Origin of the sequence: Mycobacterium sp. 20KCMC460, from assembly GCF_022179425.1 — a bacterium.
Taxonomy (GTDB): Bacteria; Actinomycetota; Actinomycetes; order Mycobacteriales; family Mycobacteriaceae; genus Mycobacterium; species Mycobacterium kiyosense.
Window position 1 is genome coordinate 3,638,840 of the sequence record NZ_AP025524.1, and the last position, 17,975, is coordinate 3,656,814.

Below are 17,975 nucleotides of genomic sequence, written 5' to 3' on the forward strand. Positions count from 1 at the left end.
TGGCCAACACCGGCACCCACCTGACCGGGCTGCTGCACCACGCCGGCACCATCAGCAACCTCGGCCTGGCCAACCTGGGCAGCGCCAACCTGGGCCTGGGCAACCTGGGCGACCACAACTTCGGCCTGGGCAACCACGGTGACCACAACTGGGGCGCCGCCAACCTCGGCGTCCTCAACCAGGGCATCGCCAATACCGGCACCGGCAACATCGGCTTTGCCAACGCCGGCAACTCCAACCTGGGCTTCGCCAACACCGGCAACAACAACATCGGCATCGGCCTGACCGGCAACGACCCAATCGGCATCGGCGCCCTGAACTCCGGCGCCGGCAACATCGGCCTGTTCAACTCCGGGACCGGCAACGTCGGGTTCTTCAACACCGGTGACGGCAACTGGGGTGTCGGGAACAGCGGCAAGTACAACACCGGGTTCTTCAACTCCGGTGTCGCCAACAGCGGGTTGTTCAACGCCGGCAACGCCAACACCGGCCTGCTCAATCCCGGCAACTACAACTCCGGCAACTTCAACGCCGGGAACTTCAACAGCGGCAGCTTCAACCCCGGCAACACCAACACGGGCAGCTTCAACACCGGCAACACCAACACCGGCCTGTTCAACAGCGGCAACGTCAACACCGGCCTGTTCAACACCGGCAACATGAACAACGGCCTATTCTGGCGCGGCGACAACCAGGGCCAATACGGCGCCCACTACGCCATCACCATGCCGGAGATCTCCCTGGATCTGACGGCCACCATCCCGGTCAACATCCCGCTCAGTATCGACTTCACCACGACGGTCTTCAGCGGGATCACCATCGACGACATCCCGTTCGGCACCACAACCCAGATCGGCCCCATTCCGGTGTTGAGCGGCACCATCAACTCCCTGACCATCCCACCGCTGTACATCAACGGCCCGGCACCGCACATTCAGGTCGGACAGGCGGACGGCTCCACGACCATCGTCATCCCGATCCACGCCAGCCTGGGGCCGGCCCAGTGGACGTTGATCGACTTCGGCGGCGCGACCGGCTACGGGAACTCCTCCGGGCGTCCGTCGTCGGGGTTCTTCAATTCCGGGACGGGCAGTTCCTCGGGGTTCTTCAATGCCGGCGCCAACGCCTCGGGCTGGCAGAACGCCTCGCTGGGCGGGGTCTCGGGGATCCGCAACGCCGGCGCCCTGCAATCGGGACTGCTCAACTGGGGCAACACCGTCTCGGGCATCTTCAACACCAGCACCACCGACCTGAGCACCCCGGCCTACCTGTCCGGACTGGCCAACACCGGCACCCACCTGGCCGGACTGCTGCACCACCCCGCCCCTGATGACCAACCTCGGCCTGGCCAACCTGGGCACCGCCAACCTCGGCCTGGGCAACCTCGGCGACCACAACTTCGGCCTGGCCAACCACGGCAACCACAACTGGGGCATCGCCAACCTCGGCGAGCACAACTGGGGCGCCGCCAACCTGGGCCTCCTCAACCACGGCCTGGCCAACACCGGCACCAACAACATCGGCCTGGCCAACACCGGCAACTCCAACCTGGGCCTGGCCAACACCGGCAACAACAACATCGGCATCGGCCTGACCGGCAACGACCAAATCGGCATCGGCGCCCTGAACTCCGGCACCGGCAACATCGGCCTGTTCAACTCCGGCACCAACAACATCGGCTTCTTCAACACCGGCGAAAACAACATCGGCCTGTTCAACACCGGCACCGCCAACTGGGGCATCGCCAACACCGGCACCCTCAACACCGGACTGTTCAACTCCGGATCCACCAACACCGGACTACTCAACCCCGGCAACCTCAACACCGGCCTGCTCAACCCCGGCAACTACAACTCCGGCAACTTCAACACCGGCCACTTCAACACCGGCAGCTTCAACACCGGCAACACCAACACCGGCCTGTTCAACACCGGCAACACCAACACCGGCCTGTTCAACAGCGGCAACGTCAACACCGGCCTGTTCAACACCGGCAACATGAACAACGGCCTACTCTGGCGCGGCGAATATGGCGGGCTCTACGGCTTCAACTACACGATGTCGATTCCGGACACCGCGATCCCGTTCGATGCGAGCATCTCCGTTCCGATCAATATTCCGATCAGCATGTCCTTGGGTACGGTGACGCTTCAGGGCTTCACCATTCCCAAATACACCGCCGAAATCAACGTTCTCGGGACCGGCAGCACGGAATTCATCAGTGTCGGCCCGGTGAAATTCGGGAACGTGACGCTGGCCCTGCCGTCGATTGACACCGTCATCGGCGGGCCGGATATCGCGTTGAGCCTGGCCGGCGGTGGCGGCATCGGCCCGATCAAGATCCCGGTCATCGACCTGGGCGGGGCGCCCGGCTACGGAAACTCGACCACCAACCCGTCGTCGGGGTTCTTCAACTCCGGCGCCGGCGGCTCGTCGGGTTTCGGCAACGTCGGCGCCCACAACTCCGGCTTCCTCAACCTGGGCACCGGCGGTACCGGAGTGTCGGGTTACAAGAACGTCGGCGACCTGGTGTCCGGAGTGAAGAACGTCGGCAACACCGTGTCGGGATGGTTCAACACCAGCGCCGTGGACCTGGCGACGGCAGCCCATGTCTCCGGTTTCGGCAACGTCGGCAGCAACGTTTCCGGAATGCTCAGCGGCTTCGCGATCTCGAACCTGGGTCTGGGCAACGCCGGCAGCTTCAACGTCGGCAACGGCAACCTCGGCGCCTACAATTTCGGCAGCGCAAACATCGGCGGCCAGAACTTCGGCTTCGCCAACATCGGCGATCTCAACGTCGGAATCGCCAACCACGGCAACCACAATTGGGGACTGGCCAACCTCGGCGACGCGAACATCGGCTCCGGCAATCTCGGCAGCCTCAACCGCGGCCTGTGGAACTTCGGCACCGGCAACATCGGCCTGGCCAACGCCGGCAACTCCAACCTGGGCCTGGCCAACACCGGCAACAACAACATCGGCATCGGCCTGACCGGGAACGACCAAATCGGCATCGGCGCCCTGAACTCCGGACACGGCAACATCGGCCTGTTCAACTCCGGCAACAACAACATCGGCTTCTTCAATTCCGGCGACGGCAACATCGGGATCGGCAATGCCGGATCCGGTAACTGGGGCATCGGCAACGCCGGCGTCGCCAACATCGGCGTCGCCAACCCCGGCAGCGCCAACTGGGGTATGTGGAACCCCGGAGCCGGCAACACCGGCATGCTCAACCCGGGATCGTTCAACACCGGCTTGACGAACACCGGAATCGCCAACACCGGAATCGGCAACGTCGGAGACTACAACTCGGGGCTGTACAACACCGGCAGCTTCAACACCGGCAACTTCAACACCGGCGACTACAACACCGGTGGATTCAACTCGGGCGACTCCAACACCGGCCACTTCAACAGCGGCAATGTCAACACCGGAGCATTCAACACCGGCAGCTACAACAACGGATTCTTCTGGCGCGGCGATTATCAGGGACTGCATGGCTTCCGTGTCGGAATACACATTCCCGAATTCACGCTCATCGATTCCAGTTTCGCGATACCGGTCAACATCCCGCTCAGCAGCGACATGACCAGCCTCGTCCTCTACCCCATCACCATCGCGCCATTCACGATTTCCGGCCTCGACTCGTCGTATTTGAGCATCACCTTCGACGGCATCTTCATCCCAGCGATCACCGCCCTGCTGCCCTCGATCAACACCCAGATCGGCGGACCCGACACGACGATTCCGATCACCATCCGCGGCGGCGTGGGACCCATCGACATCAACTTCATCGATATCCCGGCGGCACCCGGTTTCGGAAACTCGACGACGGCTCCGTCGTCGGGGTTCTTCAATTCCGGGACGGGCAGTTCCTCGGGGTTCTTCAATGCCGGCGCCAACGCCTCGGGCTGGCAGAACGCCTCGCTGGGCGGGGTCTCGGGGATCCGCAACGCCGGCGCCCTGCAATCGGGACTGCTCAACTGGGGCAACACCGTCTCGGGCATCTTCAACACCAGCACCACCGACCTGAGCACCCCGGCCTACCTGTCCGGACTGGCCAACACCGGCACCCACCTGGCCGGACTGCTGCACCACCCCGCCCCCCTGATGACCAACCTCGGCCTGGCCAACCTGGGCACCGCCAACCTCGGCCTGGGCAACCTCGGCGACCACAACTTCGGCCTGGCCAACCACGGCAACCACAACTGGGGCATCGCCAACCTCGGCGAGCACAACTGGGGCGCCGCCAACCTGGGCCTCCTCAACCACGGCCTGGCCAACACCGGCACCAACAACATCGGCCTGGCCAACACCGGCAACTCCAACCTGGGCCTGGCCAACACCGGCAACAACAACATCGGCATCGGCCTGACCGGCAACGACCAAATCGGCATCGGCGCCCTGAACTCCGGCACCGGCAACATCGGCCTGTTCAACTCCGGCACCAACAACATCGGCTTCTTCAACACCGGCGAAAACAACATCGGCCTGTTCAACACCGGCACCGCCAACTGGGGCATCGCCAACACCGGCACCCTCAACACCGGACTGTTCAACTCCGGATCCACCAACACCGGACTACTCAACCCCGGCAACCTCAACACCGGCCTGCTCAACCCCGGCAACTACAACTCCGGCAACTTCAACACCGGCCACTTCAACACCGGCAGCTTCAACACCGGCAACACCAACACCGGCCTGTTCAACACCGGCAACACCAACACCGGCCTGTTCAACAGCGGCAACGTCAACACCGGCCTGTTCAACACCGGCAACATGAACAACGGCCTACTCTGGCGCGGCGACAACCAGGGCCAATACGGCATTTACTACGCCATCACCATCCCCGAGATCCAGGCGTACCTGAATTTCGCGATGCCGGTGAACATCCCGATCACCGTGAGTATCACCGACATCCAGATCAACCCGCTCAAGATCCCGACCATCACGTTCAGCGGTCTGGACAGCGGCCTCGGCGGCGACGTAGCGGGTTCGCTCGGCCCGATCAACATCTACGGCGAGAATCCCGGCGATCCCATCTTCATCCACTTCGGCGACCAACCCCTGCTGAAGCTCAACATCGGCAACCCGGACGGCTCCACCGTGGTAACCATCGGCGGCACAGCGGGTTTGGGCCCGATCACCATCCCGCTCATCGACCTGGGCGGGGCGCCCGGCTATGGAAACTCGACCACCAACCCGTCGTCGGGGTTCTTCAACTCCGGCGCCGGCGGCGTGTCGGGCTTCGGAAATTTCGGCGCCAACATCTCGGGCTGGCAGAACGCCGCGACGGGCTTCGGCGGCGTCTCGGGCTTCCGCAATGTCGGTGCCCAGCAGTCCGGACTGCTCAACTGGGGCAACACCCTGTCCGGGGTCTACAACACCAGCGGCACCGACCTGAGCACCCCGGCTCACCTGTCCGGGCTGCTGAACACGGGTACCAACCTCGCGGGCGTTCTGCACACCGCAACCACGATCACCAACCTCGGCCTGGCCAACCTCGGCCACCTCAACGCGGGGTTCGGCAACCTCGGCAGCTTCAACTTGGGCAGCGCCAATCTTGGCGCCCTCAACCTGGGCAGCGGCAACCTCGGGTTCGGCAATATCGGGTTCGCCAACATCGGCGACGGCAACGTCGGGCTCGCCAACTCCGGGGTTCAGAACATCGGCTTGGCCAACGTCGGCAACTCCAACCTCGGTTTCGCCAACACCGGCAACAACAACATCGGCATCGGCCTGAGCGGCAACGACCAAATCGGCATCGGCGCCCTGAACTCCGGACACGGCAACATCGGCCTGTTCAACTCCGGCAACAACAACATCGGCTTCTTCAACTCCGGCGACGGCAACTGGGGTATCGGCAACAGCGGCGACTACAACACCGGGTTGTTCAACGCCGGCATCGCCAACACCGGACTGCTCAACACCGGGGTCGCCAACACCGGCATCGGCAACGTCGGCAGCTACAACACCGGCAGCTACAACCGCGGCGACGGCAACACCGGCAGCTTCAACACGGGCAGTCACAACAGCGGCTGGCTCAATGCCGGCGACTACAACACCGGCGTTTTCAACTCCGGGAACTCCAACACCGGACTGGCCAACTCCGGCGACGTCAACACCGGCGCCTTCATCTCGGGCAACTACAGCAACGGGCTGTTGTGGCGAGGGGATAACCAGGGCCAGATCTCGCTGGGATACTCCTCGACCATTCCCGAAATCCCTTGGCACTACGACGTGGTCGGCAACATCGAGATACCCGTCACCGGCGAGCTCAGCGAGATCAGCATCGGCGACATCAACGTCGGCGACATCCCGCTCAAGATCAACTTGGAGCAGGTGGTCTGCTACCCGATCATCGAATACCCGTTCTACCGCTGCGACACCATCACCATCCCGGTGTACAACGACCCGATCGCCGGCTGGACGATAAACGAAAGAACCCTGGTGCCTGCGACGACCATCGACGAGGTGCTGTCGAACAGCTTTGTGACGTCGGACAGCGGCCACCTGGGGCCGTACTCGTTCGGCTTCGAAATATCTTCGGGCCCAGGGTTTTTCAACTCGACCGATCAGCCGTCATCCGGGTTCTTCAACTCTGGGGGCGGCGGCGCGTCCGGCTTCTTCAACTCCGGCGACGGGCCGATGTCGGGCCTGGCGAACGAGTTCGCGAACAACTCCGGCCTGCACAACTCGGGCGGTCCGGGCAACTCCGGCTACCTCAACGAGGGCGAACTCGAATCGGGTCTGGCCAATGTCGGCAACACCATCTCCGGCTTGTTCAACACCGGCCCGCTGGACCTCACCCAGGCGGCGTTCGACTCGGGGCTGGCGAACGTCGGAGTCAACCTGTCCGGATTCTTCAACAACTTCACGCTGCCGCACAGATTCAGGCAGTGACAAGGCGCCGACCCGGGGCCGCGCTGCTCCGGTAGCGGCGGGTGTGGCAGGCGACGGTGTCAAGTGGCGAGCGCAGGCTGCGCGCCGCCGTCGGCATCCTCGCCACCCCGGGCACACGCGAGCACCGCGTTCACGATCTCGTCGCTGTCGGCGTCCTTGGTCAGGAACCCCGCCGCCCCCTGGTCCAGCGCGGTGGAAACCAGATGGGAGTCATCGAAGGCGCTCAACAGCAGCACACGGGTGGGCAGTCCGTCGCAGCTGACGGCATGGGCTACCGCAACGCCGTCCAGCCCGGGCATCCGATAGTCGAGCAGCGCGACGGCGGGCCGGTGTTCGCGGACGGCTTCCAGCGCAGCGCGGCCGTCGGCGGCCTCGGCGACCAACCTCCACCCGCCCGCTGGATGTCAGGGCGCGCACAATGCCGAGCCGCACCACCGGATGGTCGTCGGCGACGACGACGGTGACACGCTTGGCAATCCCGGCCACCGGCCGCCCCATATCCTCTACACCCCAACTCGGCTGCCGCCGATCGATATTGACGTGGGCTATCGGGAATGCAACGCGGTCGGCTCACGCTCGCTGCCCGCCGGACCGCTCGACCCGCAGGTACTAAATGGGAGATCCCCCCGCGCCGCCGGTCCCTGCTGACCCGCCTGCGCCGCCCTTTCCGCCGGTTCCTCCGCTATGACCGCCGCCGGAAAAGCCGGAACCGCCGGAGGTACCGGCCTTACCGCTACTGTGGCTCTGGCCGCCGGTGCCACCGTCACCGCCGACACCGCCGACGCCCCCCGTCCCACCGTCACCGCGCACCGAGTTGCCGCCGGTACCGCCGGTACCGCCGACCGCGCCGTCACCACCCTGACCGCCCCATCCGCGGCTGTTTTTGTTGCCGTCACCGCCCCCGCCGTCGCCGCCGCCGCCGCCGGTGCCGCCCGCTCCACCGACACCGCCGGCGCCGCCGTCGCCGAGCTCACCGGCACCGTTCCCGCCGGTCCCGGCGGCACCGGCGGTGCCTCCTGCGCCGCCGACACCGCCGGCGCCGCTGACGCTGCCATTTCCGCCGGTGCCCCCGGTGCCGCCGGCGCCGCCCTGGCCGCCGGTTCCGCCGTCGCCGTTACCGTCGCCACCTACGCCGCCGTTACCGGCGTCGCCGCCGACTCCGCCTTTGCCGCCCCGGGCACCGTCGCCGCCCGCCTTGGCGGTGTTGGTTCCGCCGGAACCGCCGTCGCCGCCTTGGCCACCGGCACCGCCCTGACCGCCCTGGCCGCCGCCGACCCCGTTGATGCCGGCACCGCCGTCACCACCGAGACCGCCCTTGCCGCCGCGACCGCCCTGATCACCCACGGTGGGCGTATCACTGGTGACACCGTTCTGGCCGGTACCGCCCTTGCCGCCGGCACCCCCGGTACCGCCCTTGCCGCCGGCGCCGATCGACCCGTCCGGGCCACCGTCTGCGCCCTTGCCTGCCGCTCCGGCAGTACCTGCGGTGCCGCCTTTGCCGCCGTCGGCGCCGTTACCGGCGGTCGCGGTGCTGGCGCCACCGGCGCCCCCAGTGCCGCCCTGACCGCCGACACCGCCCTGACCACCCTGGCCACCGCCGACACCGTTGATCCCGGCACCGCCGTCACCGCCCTGGCCACCTGCTCCGGCCCGGCCGCCTTGGCCGCCGGGGGTGGGCGAAGTCCCGGATACACCCGCTTGCCCGGTGCCGCCGGTGCCGCCGACACCTCCGACACCGCCCTTGCCGCCTTTGCCGATCGACCCGTCCGGGCCGCCGTCGCTGCCCTTGCCCGCGGCTCCGGCAGTACCACCGGTGCCGCCCTGGCCGCCGTCGGCACCGGTACCGGCGGTCGCCGTGCTGGCACCGCCCGCGCCCCCGGTACCGCCCCGGCCGCCGACACCGCCCAGACCACCCTGGCCGCCGCCGACCCCGTTGAGGCCGGCACCGCCATCGCCACCCTGGCCGCCGGCGCCCCCACCGCCGCCTTGACCACCCGCTGTCGGCGTGGTGCTCGAGGTGCCCGCTTGCCCGGTGCCACCGTCGCCGCCGAGACCTCCGACCCCGCCGCTTCCGCCGCGGCCGATCGTGCCGACCGCGCCACCGTCGCTGCCCTTGCCGGCCACTCCGGCAGTGCCGCCGGTGCCGCCCTTGCCGCCCTGGGCGCCGGCACCGGCAATCGATGTGTTGGAGCCTCCGGTGCCGCCGCCGCCACCTTCGCCGCCGACTCCACCCCGACCGCCCTGGCCGCCGCCGACACCGTTGATTCCGGCGCCGCCGTCGCCGCCCTGGCCGCCGACACCCCCACCGCCGCCTTGGCTCCCGGCGGTCGGCGAATCACCCGACGTGCCCGCCAGACCAGTGCTCCCGTTGCCGCCGGTGCCGCCGATACCACCGGTGCCGCCGGTGCCGTTCGCCCCGGCCGCACCGCCGTGGGGGCTGACACCCCCGGCACCCGCCACACCGCCGGTGCCGCCCTTGCCGCCGGCGGCCCCGTTGCCGGCGGTGCCGCCGGTGTTCGTGCCGCCGACCCCGCCGATGCCGCCCTGACCCCCGTTGCCGCCCTGGCCGCCATCGCCGCCACCGACGCCGTTGATGCCTGCCCCGGCGTCGCCACCTCGACCACCGGCCCCACCGGCGCCGCCCTGGTTGCCCGCGGTCGGTGCGCTGCCAGACGTCCCGTCCCGTCCAGCGGCGCCGTTGCCGCCATTGCCGCCGGTGCCGCCGGTGCCACCCTTGCCGTTGGCCCCGGCCGTACCACCGTCGGTTCCGACGCCACCCGCGCCGGCCACGCCGCCGAGGCCACCGTCACCACCGGCCCGGCCGGCAGCACCGTCGGTGCCGGTATTGGAACCACCGTCGCCGCCGTTGCCGCCTCGACCACCGTTGCCGCCCTGGCCGCCGTTGCCGCCGCCCGCGCCGTCGACGCCCGCTCCCCCGGCTCCGCCTCGGCCTCCGTCGCCGCCGCGGCTGCCCGTTTGACCCGGGGTCGGCGAGGTGCTCGTCGTCCCGGCCTTTCCGGCGGCTCCGTTGCCCCCGGCGCCGCCGTTGCCGCCGTCACCACCGGCACCGATCAGACCGCGAACACCGCCGTCGACCGCCGCACCTCCGGCACCGGCCGCGCCACCCGCACCTCCTTCGCCGCCGTTCGCGCCGGCCCCGGTCCCGGTGTTGGAACCGCCGGCGCCGGCATTGCCACCTTGCCCACCGATGCCGCCCTGACCGCCGTCGCCACCGCCGGAACCAGCGAGGCCGACACCGCCGTCACCGCCCCGACCGGCTGCGCCACCCGCGGCGCCGTCGTATCCCACGGCCGGCGTTGCACCGTCTCGACCGGCTGCGCCGGTACCGCCTGCGCCGCCGTTGCCGCCGGTCCCGCCGTTGCCGGCGACGCCGCGAGCACCTCCGCTACCGCCGGTACCGGCAGCGCCGGCCACTCCGCCGTTGCCGCCCTTGCCGCCCTTGCCGCCGACTCCGGCGTTGCCGGTCCCGTCGTCGTTGTAGCCGCGACCACCGTCGCCGCCGCTGCCGCCCAGCCCCCCGGAACCGCCGGAACCGTTGGTCGCGCCCGACACGGCATCGCCGCCGGCACCACCCTGGCCGCCGACACCGCCCTGGCCGGCGTTGCCGCCGTTCGTGACGCCCGCGGCCCCTTGCCCGCCCTGGCCACCGGCGCCGCCATTGCCGGCCGTGTGGCCACTGATGGTGGTAGCGCCGCCTTTTCCTCCTGTGCCGCCGGCACCGCCCAGCCCGCCGGTGCCGTACCCGGCACCGGTGTCGGGTACGGGACCGGCACCCGGAGCGCCGCCCCTACCGCCCGTTCCACCGGTGCCGCCGGCGCCGCCGGTTCCGGCGTTGTCGGTGCCGTCATCGGCGTATCCGGCGCCGCCATCGCCGCCGGTGCCGCCGCGGCCGCCCATGCCCCCTGCGCCCCTGATCGCGCCGCTGGCGGCGTTGCCGCCCGTGCCGCCCTGGCCGCCTTGGCCGCCTTGGCCGCCGAGGTCGGCGGCCGCGCCTGCACCGCCCTGGCCACCCTGGCCGCCGGCTCCGCCTTTGCCTGCGAGGTGGGAGGCGATGTTGCTGTCGCCACCGTTACCGCCTGCGCCGCCGTTGCCGCCGGTGCCCGCCGCGCCACCGGTGCCGCCGTGACCCCCAGTACCGACCGCACCGCCGGCTCCTCCGGCGCCGCCGGCTCCGCCGTTGCCGCCATTCGTGGCGTTGTTACCGCCGACGTCGGGGTAGCCGTTGCCGCCTCGGCCGCCCTGACCACCGGTGCCACCGGCTCCGCCGCTGCCGTTGATGCCGCCGTCGGATTTCCCGCCCGCGCCGCCGGCCCCGCCCATACCGCCGGCGCCGCCGACGTTGCCGTTGCGGCTCGAGTCCGTGGCCGCGCTGCCGGCGCCACCCTTGCCGCCGTCACCGCCCACACCGCCGCCGCCGCCCTGGCCGGCTGCCCCGGCCGCACCACCGTCACGGCCCACGCCGCCCGCGCCGGCCTTGCCTCCGGCTCCCCCGTCGCCACCGTCGCCACCGCCCCCGCTGGCCGTGCCGAGATTGTCTCCACCAGTTCCGCCGGCCCCGCCCCGGCCACCGGTGCCGCCCTGGCCGCCGTCGCCGCCCCCGACTCCGTTGATCCCGGCACCACCAGCGCCGCCCCTGCCGCCACTACCGCCGAGTCCACCGTTACTGCCGTCGCCCGGCTGCGTACCGGTCACGCCGGGCATGCCCTGCCCACCGTCGCCGCCGGTACCGCCGGTGCCGCCGGTGCCACCCCGGCCCATGCTGCCCGCGTTGCCACCGAAGCCGCCGGAGGCACCACCAGCACCCGCCGCGCCTCCGGCGCCGCCGGCCCCGCCCGTTCCACCCGGTTGGTCGGCGGTCACGCTGGCGCCGCCGGTGCCTCCGGCACCGCCGTGGCCGCCGACACCACCCTGACCGCCGTCGCCGGCCAGGCCGATCCGGGCGTGCCCGCCGGCTCCGCCCGCTCCGGCCGCGCCGCCGGCCGACCCGGGACCGCCACTCCCGCCGTAGACCCCGTCCACCCCCGCCCCGCCGGCTCCACCGTCGCCGCCCGCACCACCGTGGCCACCGGACCCGACCAGACCACCGGTGCCGCCGGCACCACCCGCCCCGCCGGTGCCACCGGCCACACCTACCGTCCCGGGGGCGCCGACACCACCGGCGCCGCCGGCACCGCCGTTGCCGAACAGCACCGCGTCGCCGCCCCGACCGCCGGCGGCACCGAGGCCCCCGGTCCCGCCATTGCCACCGGAGCCAAGCAGCCAGCCGCCACTTCCGCCGGCACCACCGACCCCGCCTGTTGCGCCGGTGCCGCCCCGGCCGCCGTTGCCGATCAGGCCCGCCGATCCACCCGGGCCACCGGCGGCCCCGGGATCACTGCTGTTGCCGCCGTTGCCGCCATTGCCCAGCAAGATCCCGCCGGCCCCGCCGGCCTGCCCCTGCGCCCCGCTGGCACCGTCGGCGCCGTTACCGATCAACGGACGGCCCAGGAGCGCTTCGGTGGGTGCGTTCACGACGTCGAGCAGCAGCTGCAGCGGCGCCACATTGAGCGCTTCAGCAGATGCGTACGCCGCCGAACTTGACGTGAGGTTGCGGATGAAGTCGTCGTGAAACGCTTCCAGTTGAGCGCTCACAGTCTGGTAAGCCCGGCCGTGTTCGGCGAACAGGGCGGCGATCGCCGCCGAAACCTCGTCGCCGCCCGCGGCTAACAGGCTGCTGGTCGGCGCCGCCGCCAGCACGTTTGCGCAGCGAAGGCCAGAGCCGATACCTGCCACCTGCGCGGCCGCCGCCGCGAGTGCTTCGTGGCCGACGACGACATAAGACATGGCTGCGATCCCCTTGACCTGAGTGGCGCGGTGCCCGGCCGCAGCCCCTCCGGTCACCCTCACGCACCACGGGGGTCGCCGCCCTCGTCCAGAAGCCTGATTTGAGTGATGAAATTTTCTCCACCGACAGGGGGAGGCAGCGGGCAGCGGATCGATCCCGGGGCCGGGGGGTGGCGGACGTCGGGTTCAGATCGGCTGCGTTAAAAAATTGGTCGCGCGCAGATTCGGGCGGCGGTCAGTGCGGTTCCGAGGGCCCGACGCGGCGGTCAGTCCAGCAGGCGGCGCCGCATCGCCTCGGCCACCGCAGCACCGCGGTCGGCAACCCCGAGTTTCTCGTAGAGGCTGCGCGTGTGCGTCTTAACGGTGCTACGCGCCAGGTGCAGGCGGTCCGCGATCTGGGGGACCGACAAGCCATCCGCCATCATCGTGATCACCTGGGTTTCACGCTCGGTGAGCGCGGCCATCGTTCCCCTGCCCCGTCGCTTGACTTCGCCGGCAAGTCCGCCGGCGACGGCGGCGGGCAGGTACGAGCCGCCGCCGGCGCACGTCAGCACCGCGCGCGCGATTTCGTCGCTGTCGGATTCCTTGGTCAGGTAGCCCGAAGCCCCCTCGGCCAGCGCCTTGTAGACGATCTGGCTGTCGTCGAACGCGCTGAGCAACAGCACGCTGGTGGGCAACCTGTCTCGGTTGATGGCGCGGGTGACCTCGATGCCGTTCAGCTCGGGCATCCGATAGTCCAGCAGGGCGACCGCCGGCTGATGCCCTCGGACCGCTTCCAGCGCCGCGCGGCCGTCCGCCACCTCCGCGACGACCGTCAGCTGACCGCTGGAATTCAGCGCCGTAGCCAGACCCCGGCGCGTCACGGGATGATCGTCGGCGATCACCACCGTCACCCGCTTGGCGGCATCAGCCATGAAGTGCTCCATGCTTCTCGCAACTTCAGCTACGGAATAGATAACGGGTTGACGGGTTTCCCGGTGCAGCCGGCGCCCGGGTCGTCGGCCGTCGCCAACCCAATGGTCTGCTGGCTTGCCGACGCGAACGCCATGGCGGTGATCCCCTTTGTGCTGAACCGGATTCCGGGTGTCTTCGCCGATAACTGTGCCGCGATTCGCGCCGGGTGGCGCTAGGGCAAAGGTTCGATTCGGGGGATGAACATTCCTCCCCCTATCGAGGGAGGCGCAGCGCCGCGCGCAGGACCGCACCGGCGTGCGAAATGCTTTGTGCCGCACAATAATTCGGATCGCAGCGCGGGCGCCGGCCCTAACGTCGGAGGGCCGGCTTCAATCGTGGTTGTCAGCGGTGCACAGTGCCGGGACCGGTCATAGCCGCACGCCCGGGATTACGTCTGCTCGTACGTGGCGTGGATGACGGCGCGGGCGATGGCGTGCTGAAACAGGTTGAAGCCCAGGTAGGCCGGACTGGCATCCTCGGCGAGGTCGAGCTTGTCGACGTCCACCGCGTGCACGGCGACGTAGTAGCGGTGCGGGCCGTGCCCGGGCGGCGGGGCGGCGCCGATGTAGCGGCGCATCCCGGCGTCGTTGACCAACGTGAGGGCTCCCCCGGGCAGGTCGCTGCCGTCGCCGGCGCCGGCCGGCAACTCGGTGACGTCGGCGGGCAGGTTGGCCACCGCCCAGTGCCAGAACCCGGACGCCGTGGGCGCGTCCGGGTCGTACACCGTGACCGCGAAGCTGCGGGTCTCCGCCGGGAAGTCCGACCAGCTCAGCTGCGGGCTGACGTCCTCGCCGCCGGCGCCCATGATCCCGCTGACCTGGGGCTTGGCCAGCGGTTGCCCGTCGGTGATCGACTCCGAGGTCAAGGTGAACGACGGCAGCTCGGGCAGCGCGTCGTAGGGGTTGGGCACGGTCATGGTCAATCCTCTCGTGTGATCAAGGGTCGGGATCAGCAGTGGGTCAAGAAGTGGGCCAGCACCTCGGTGCCGAACCGCAGCGCCTCGATGGGTACCCGCTCGTCGACGCCGTGGAACAGCGACGAGAAATCCAGTTCCGGCGGCAGCCGCAGCGGGCTGAACCCGAAGCAGCGAATCCCCAAGCGCGCGAAGGACTTTGCGTCAGTACCGCCGGAGAGCATGTAGGGCACGGTGCGCCCGTCGGGGTCCACCGAGAGCACCGCGGCGTTCATCGCGTCGACCAGGTCGCCGTCGAAGGACGTTTCGTAGGAATCCAGGCTGCGGATCCATTCGCGGGTGATGTCGGGACCGATCACCGCATCTACCTCGGCCTCGAATGCCGCCAGGCGCCCGGGCAGCACCCGGCAGTCGATCACCGCCTCGGCCGTCGCCGGGACCACGTTGGCCTTGTAGCCGGCGTTGAGCATGGTCGGGTTGGCGGTGTCGTGCAGCACCGCCTTGAGCATGCGAGACATCGGGCCCAGCTTGTCGATCATCCCGTCCAGGTCCGGGGACGTGGTGTCGAAGGTCAGGCCGGTCTCCTCGCTGACGGCGGCCAGGAACTGCGCGACGGTGTCGGTGCAGACCAGCGGGAACCGGTGGCGGCCCAATCGGGCCACGGCTTCGGCGACGGCGGTGACCGCGTTGTTGTCGTGCACCATCGACCCGTGCCCGGCGCGGCCGCGGGCGGTCAGCCGCATCCATTGGATGCCCTTCTCGGCGGTCTCGATCAGATACAGGCGGCGCTCACCGCCGTCGTGGCGCGGCACCGTCAGCGAGAAGCCGCCGACCTCGCCGATCGCTTCGGTCACTCCGTCGAACAGTTCGGGCTGATGGTCCACCAGCCATTGCGCCCCGTATTTGCCGCCGTTCTCCTCGTCGGCAACGAACGCGAAGACCAGGTCGCGCGGCGGCACGATGCCGGCCCGCTTGAAGTGGCGGGCCAGCACCAGCGTCATGCCGACCATGTCCTTCATGTCGACCGCGCCGCGGCCCCACACGTAGCCGTCGGCGATGGCACCGGAGAACGGATGCACGCTCCAGTCGGACGGTTCGGCGGGCACCACGTCGAGGTGGCCGTGGATCATCAGGGCGCCGCGGGTGGGATCGGCGCCGGGCAGGCGGGCGAACACGTTGCCGCGACCGGGCGCCCCGGACTCCACGTAGTGGGTGGCGTAGCCGACCTCGGCGAGCTGCTCAGCGATCCATTGCGCGCACAAGGCCTCGCCCTTGGTGGTTTCGAGTTCGCCGGTGTTGGAGGTGTCGAAGCGGATCAGCTTGCTCACCACCTCGGCCACGTCATCCATCGGACCGTCGGGGTCCCCGGTCGCCGGGCGTTGAGGGGTCACAGTCACCTTTCCTACCACTACCGACGGGCCACGGGTCGGGCCAGCCCGATTGGGCCGACGCGAACCGATCCGATAGCCTTAGCTGCCAACTCAGTTGGCCTTGTCCGAGTGGCGGAATGGCAGACGCGCTAGCTTGAGGTGCTAGTGCCCTACTAATGGGCGTGGGGGTTCAAGTCCCCCCTCGGACACATCCGGCGACACGACTCAGGTCGGCCGTTGCCGTGACTCGTCGCATGTAGGGATCGTAGTCAAGACGCAAACCTAGGCTTGCGTACACAAGTGCGCGTTCCGCCCCCGTTGCCGCACCAAGCACGGCTGACAGCCCACCCAACTCCGTGACCAATTCGCTGATCTGTGCGGCAGACATGACGCGGGGCCGCTCCGCTCGCTCAAGACGGGCCCTCAGCTCGTCGCGCTCAGCGGTGCGGCGACGCAATGCAGCAGTCAAATCCTCAACGGCCACACCAGACTCCACGGCGGTAACCAAAGCAGCAACCTTGCCATTCGCCGCGCTGAGCTGGCGCTGCAAGGCGGCGTAGCCAGTTCCTGGTGCCGGGTCCGCGTCCTGCCCGCGTGCGAGGTCTTCCGGATCGGCCAGGGTGGCGATCCATTCGTCAAGTCGCGCTGTCACCTCGTCTTCACGGAGATAGACAGTGCGCGGGTGATCACTCAGGTCTGCAGGCACAGAACGCGACTTACCCAGCTCACAACGGTAGAGGATGCGGGTTGTTCGCTTCCCGACGCGAGCGGCGCCCTGCATCCGCCGTCCACACGCGGCGCAGAACAGCAGTCCGCGCAGCGCATACGGCACCGTCGATTCTCTGCTGCAGACGAGACCGGGACCCCGCCGCGCCTGCGTCCGAAGACGAACAGCCTGCGCCAGTTCGTCAGGGATCAGCGCTTCGTGGGTGCGGCGGTCCGGTGCGATCCAGTCTGCCTCATCACGCCACCGCATACGTGTCTCATACCCCGCGGCGACATCGTCAGGGTTGACCAGGACCTCGTACTTCTCCTGCTTGCCCCAAACGCGGACACCGCGATATGTCGGGTTGTCGAGTATCGCGCGGATCGCCGAATGAGACCAACCTCGCGGGTCACGGTGACGATTCCGCACCGGGTCATACTGGCTCGGTGACGGCACGCCATCGTCGGTGAGCCGTTGCGCAATGTAGCGGAGGCCAGCACCATCGGCGTACATGCGGTAGATCCGCTCGACGATCGGAGAAGTCTCGGGGTCGGGTTCGAGGCGGTGAAGCCGCTGCCCGAGATTTGCCTTAGCAAGGTTCGGGTGCGGACCGGCATCAACGAGCCGGTAACCATACGGTGGTCGGCCACCGAGATATCTGCTCGTGTCCTGCGCGAGTGCCGACATCGCCGCACGAACACGCATCTGGATTCGCGCCCGCTCTCCCTTGCTCATACCGCCGAAAAGCGTCATCACAAGGTCATGCGCCTCGGAGCCGGGATCGACCGCTCCGCCGACCTCGGGCACCCACAGGCCGACCCCATAGTGCGTGAGCACCGGGAAAGTGAGCGCGAACTGCGGCCCGTAGAACGCACGGGCGGGTTCCCCGATCACCACGGCATCGAAGCCGCGGTCACGAGAAGCGACATCAACAAGCAGACGTGATGCCTCCGGCCTGCGCTTCCACGGCAGCGAGCGGCTCTGTCCCACATCGAAGTAGTCAGCGGCGAGGACTCCGCCATGCGGAGTGATCAGGTCGACGGCCCGGCGCCTCTGCCAGCTGCGGCTCGCCTCCGGGTCTTGAGCGTCCTCGGTGCTCACTCGGCCGTAGAAGGCGAACCTCAGGCTCACGCCACTTCCCTCCCTGATCCGAGCGTCCGGTCCCGCACAGCCATTATGACGTGTACCAGCGCGCGGTTGGCCTCGCGCGGAAGTCGACAGTGGTCGGGCAAGACAATTTCAACACCCCCCTCTGACATGGTCGGCGCATCGATTCGAGCGC

6 protein-coding genes, 1 tRNA gene and 3 pseudogenes are annotated in these 17,975 nt (G+C 69.1%); 4 read left to right on the top strand and 6 right to left on the bottom strand.

What is annotated here, in order from left to right:
- Positions 1-68: 68 nt before the first annotated feature.
- Positions 69-674, top strand: a pseudogene (locus MKCMC460_RS31810) (PPE family protein); the annotation flags it as partial.
- Positions 675-1,365: 691 nt separating this feature from the next.
- A pseudogene (locus MKCMC460_RS16835) lies at positions 1,366-6,870 on the top strand (beta strand repeat-containing protein); the annotation flags it as partial.
- Between the two features lie 140 nt (positions 6,871-7,010).
- Here the strand turns inward: MKCMC460_RS16835 and MKCMC460_RS16840 are convergent.
- The 3 genes and pseudogenes from MKCMC460_RS16840 to MKCMC460_RS16850 all read right to left on the bottom strand — a co-directional run.
- Positions 7,011-7,404, bottom strand: a pseudogene (locus MKCMC460_RS16840) (response regulator transcription factor); the annotation flags it as partial.
- Between the two features lie 111 nt (positions 7,405-7,515).
- Positions 7,516-12,750, bottom strand: coding sequence for a PE family protein (locus tag MKCMC460_RS16845; protein WP_238306014.1), 5,235 nt, complete (start codon positions 12,748-12,750; stop codon positions 7,516-7,518).
- 266 nt (positions 12,751-13,016) lie between these two features.
- On the bottom strand, positions 13,017-13,664 hold the full coding sequence (locus MKCMC460_RS16850) for a response regulator transcription factor (protein WP_236983030.1): 648 nt from the start codon (positions 13,662-13,664) through the stop codon (positions 13,017-13,019).
- Positions 13,665-13,667: 3 nt separating this feature from the next.
- On the opposite strand from MKCMC460_RS16850, the gene MKCMC460_RS16855 reads away from it, so the two are divergent.
- Positions 13,668-13,880, top strand: a complete 213-nt coding sequence (locus MKCMC460_RS16855; RefSeq protein ID WP_236983028.1) for a hypothetical protein — start codon at positions 13,668-13,670, stop codon at positions 13,878-13,880.
- 212 nt (positions 13,881-14,092) lie between these two features.
- Here MKCMC460_RS16855 and MKCMC460_RS16860 read toward each other — a convergent pair whose 3' ends face one another.
- Both MKCMC460_RS16860 and MKCMC460_RS16865 read right to left on the bottom strand, forming a co-directional pair.
- A complete protein-coding gene (locus MKCMC460_RS16860) occupies positions 14,093-14,620 on the bottom strand; it encodes a YbhB/YbcL family Raf kinase inhibitor-like protein (protein WP_236983026.1) in 528 nt (175 codons plus the stop codon).
- Between the two features lie 32 nt (positions 14,621-14,652).
- The gene (locus tag MKCMC460_RS16865) at positions 14,653-15,966 is read right to left on the bottom strand and encodes a M20/M25/M40 family metallo-hydrolase (protein WP_236984066.1); all 1,314 of its coding nucleotides are present in this window, start codon (positions 15,964-15,966) and stop codon (positions 14,653-14,655) included.
- 144 nt (positions 15,967-16,110) lie between these two features.
- Between MKCMC460_RS16865 and MKCMC460_RS16870 the strand changes: the two genes are divergently transcribed.
- Positions 16,111-16,196 (top strand) — tRNA-Leu (locus MKCMC460_RS16870).
- Here MKCMC460_RS16870 and MKCMC460_RS16875 read toward each other — a convergent pair.
- On the bottom strand, positions 16,178-17,824 hold the full coding sequence (locus MKCMC460_RS16875; protein WP_238304587.1) for a recombinase family protein: 1,647 nt from the start codon (positions 17,822-17,824) through the stop codon (positions 16,178-16,180). The two genes, MKCMC460_RS16870 and MKCMC460_RS16875, sit on opposite strands and share 19 nt — an antisense overlap.
- Positions 17,825-17,975 lie beyond the last annotated feature (151 nt).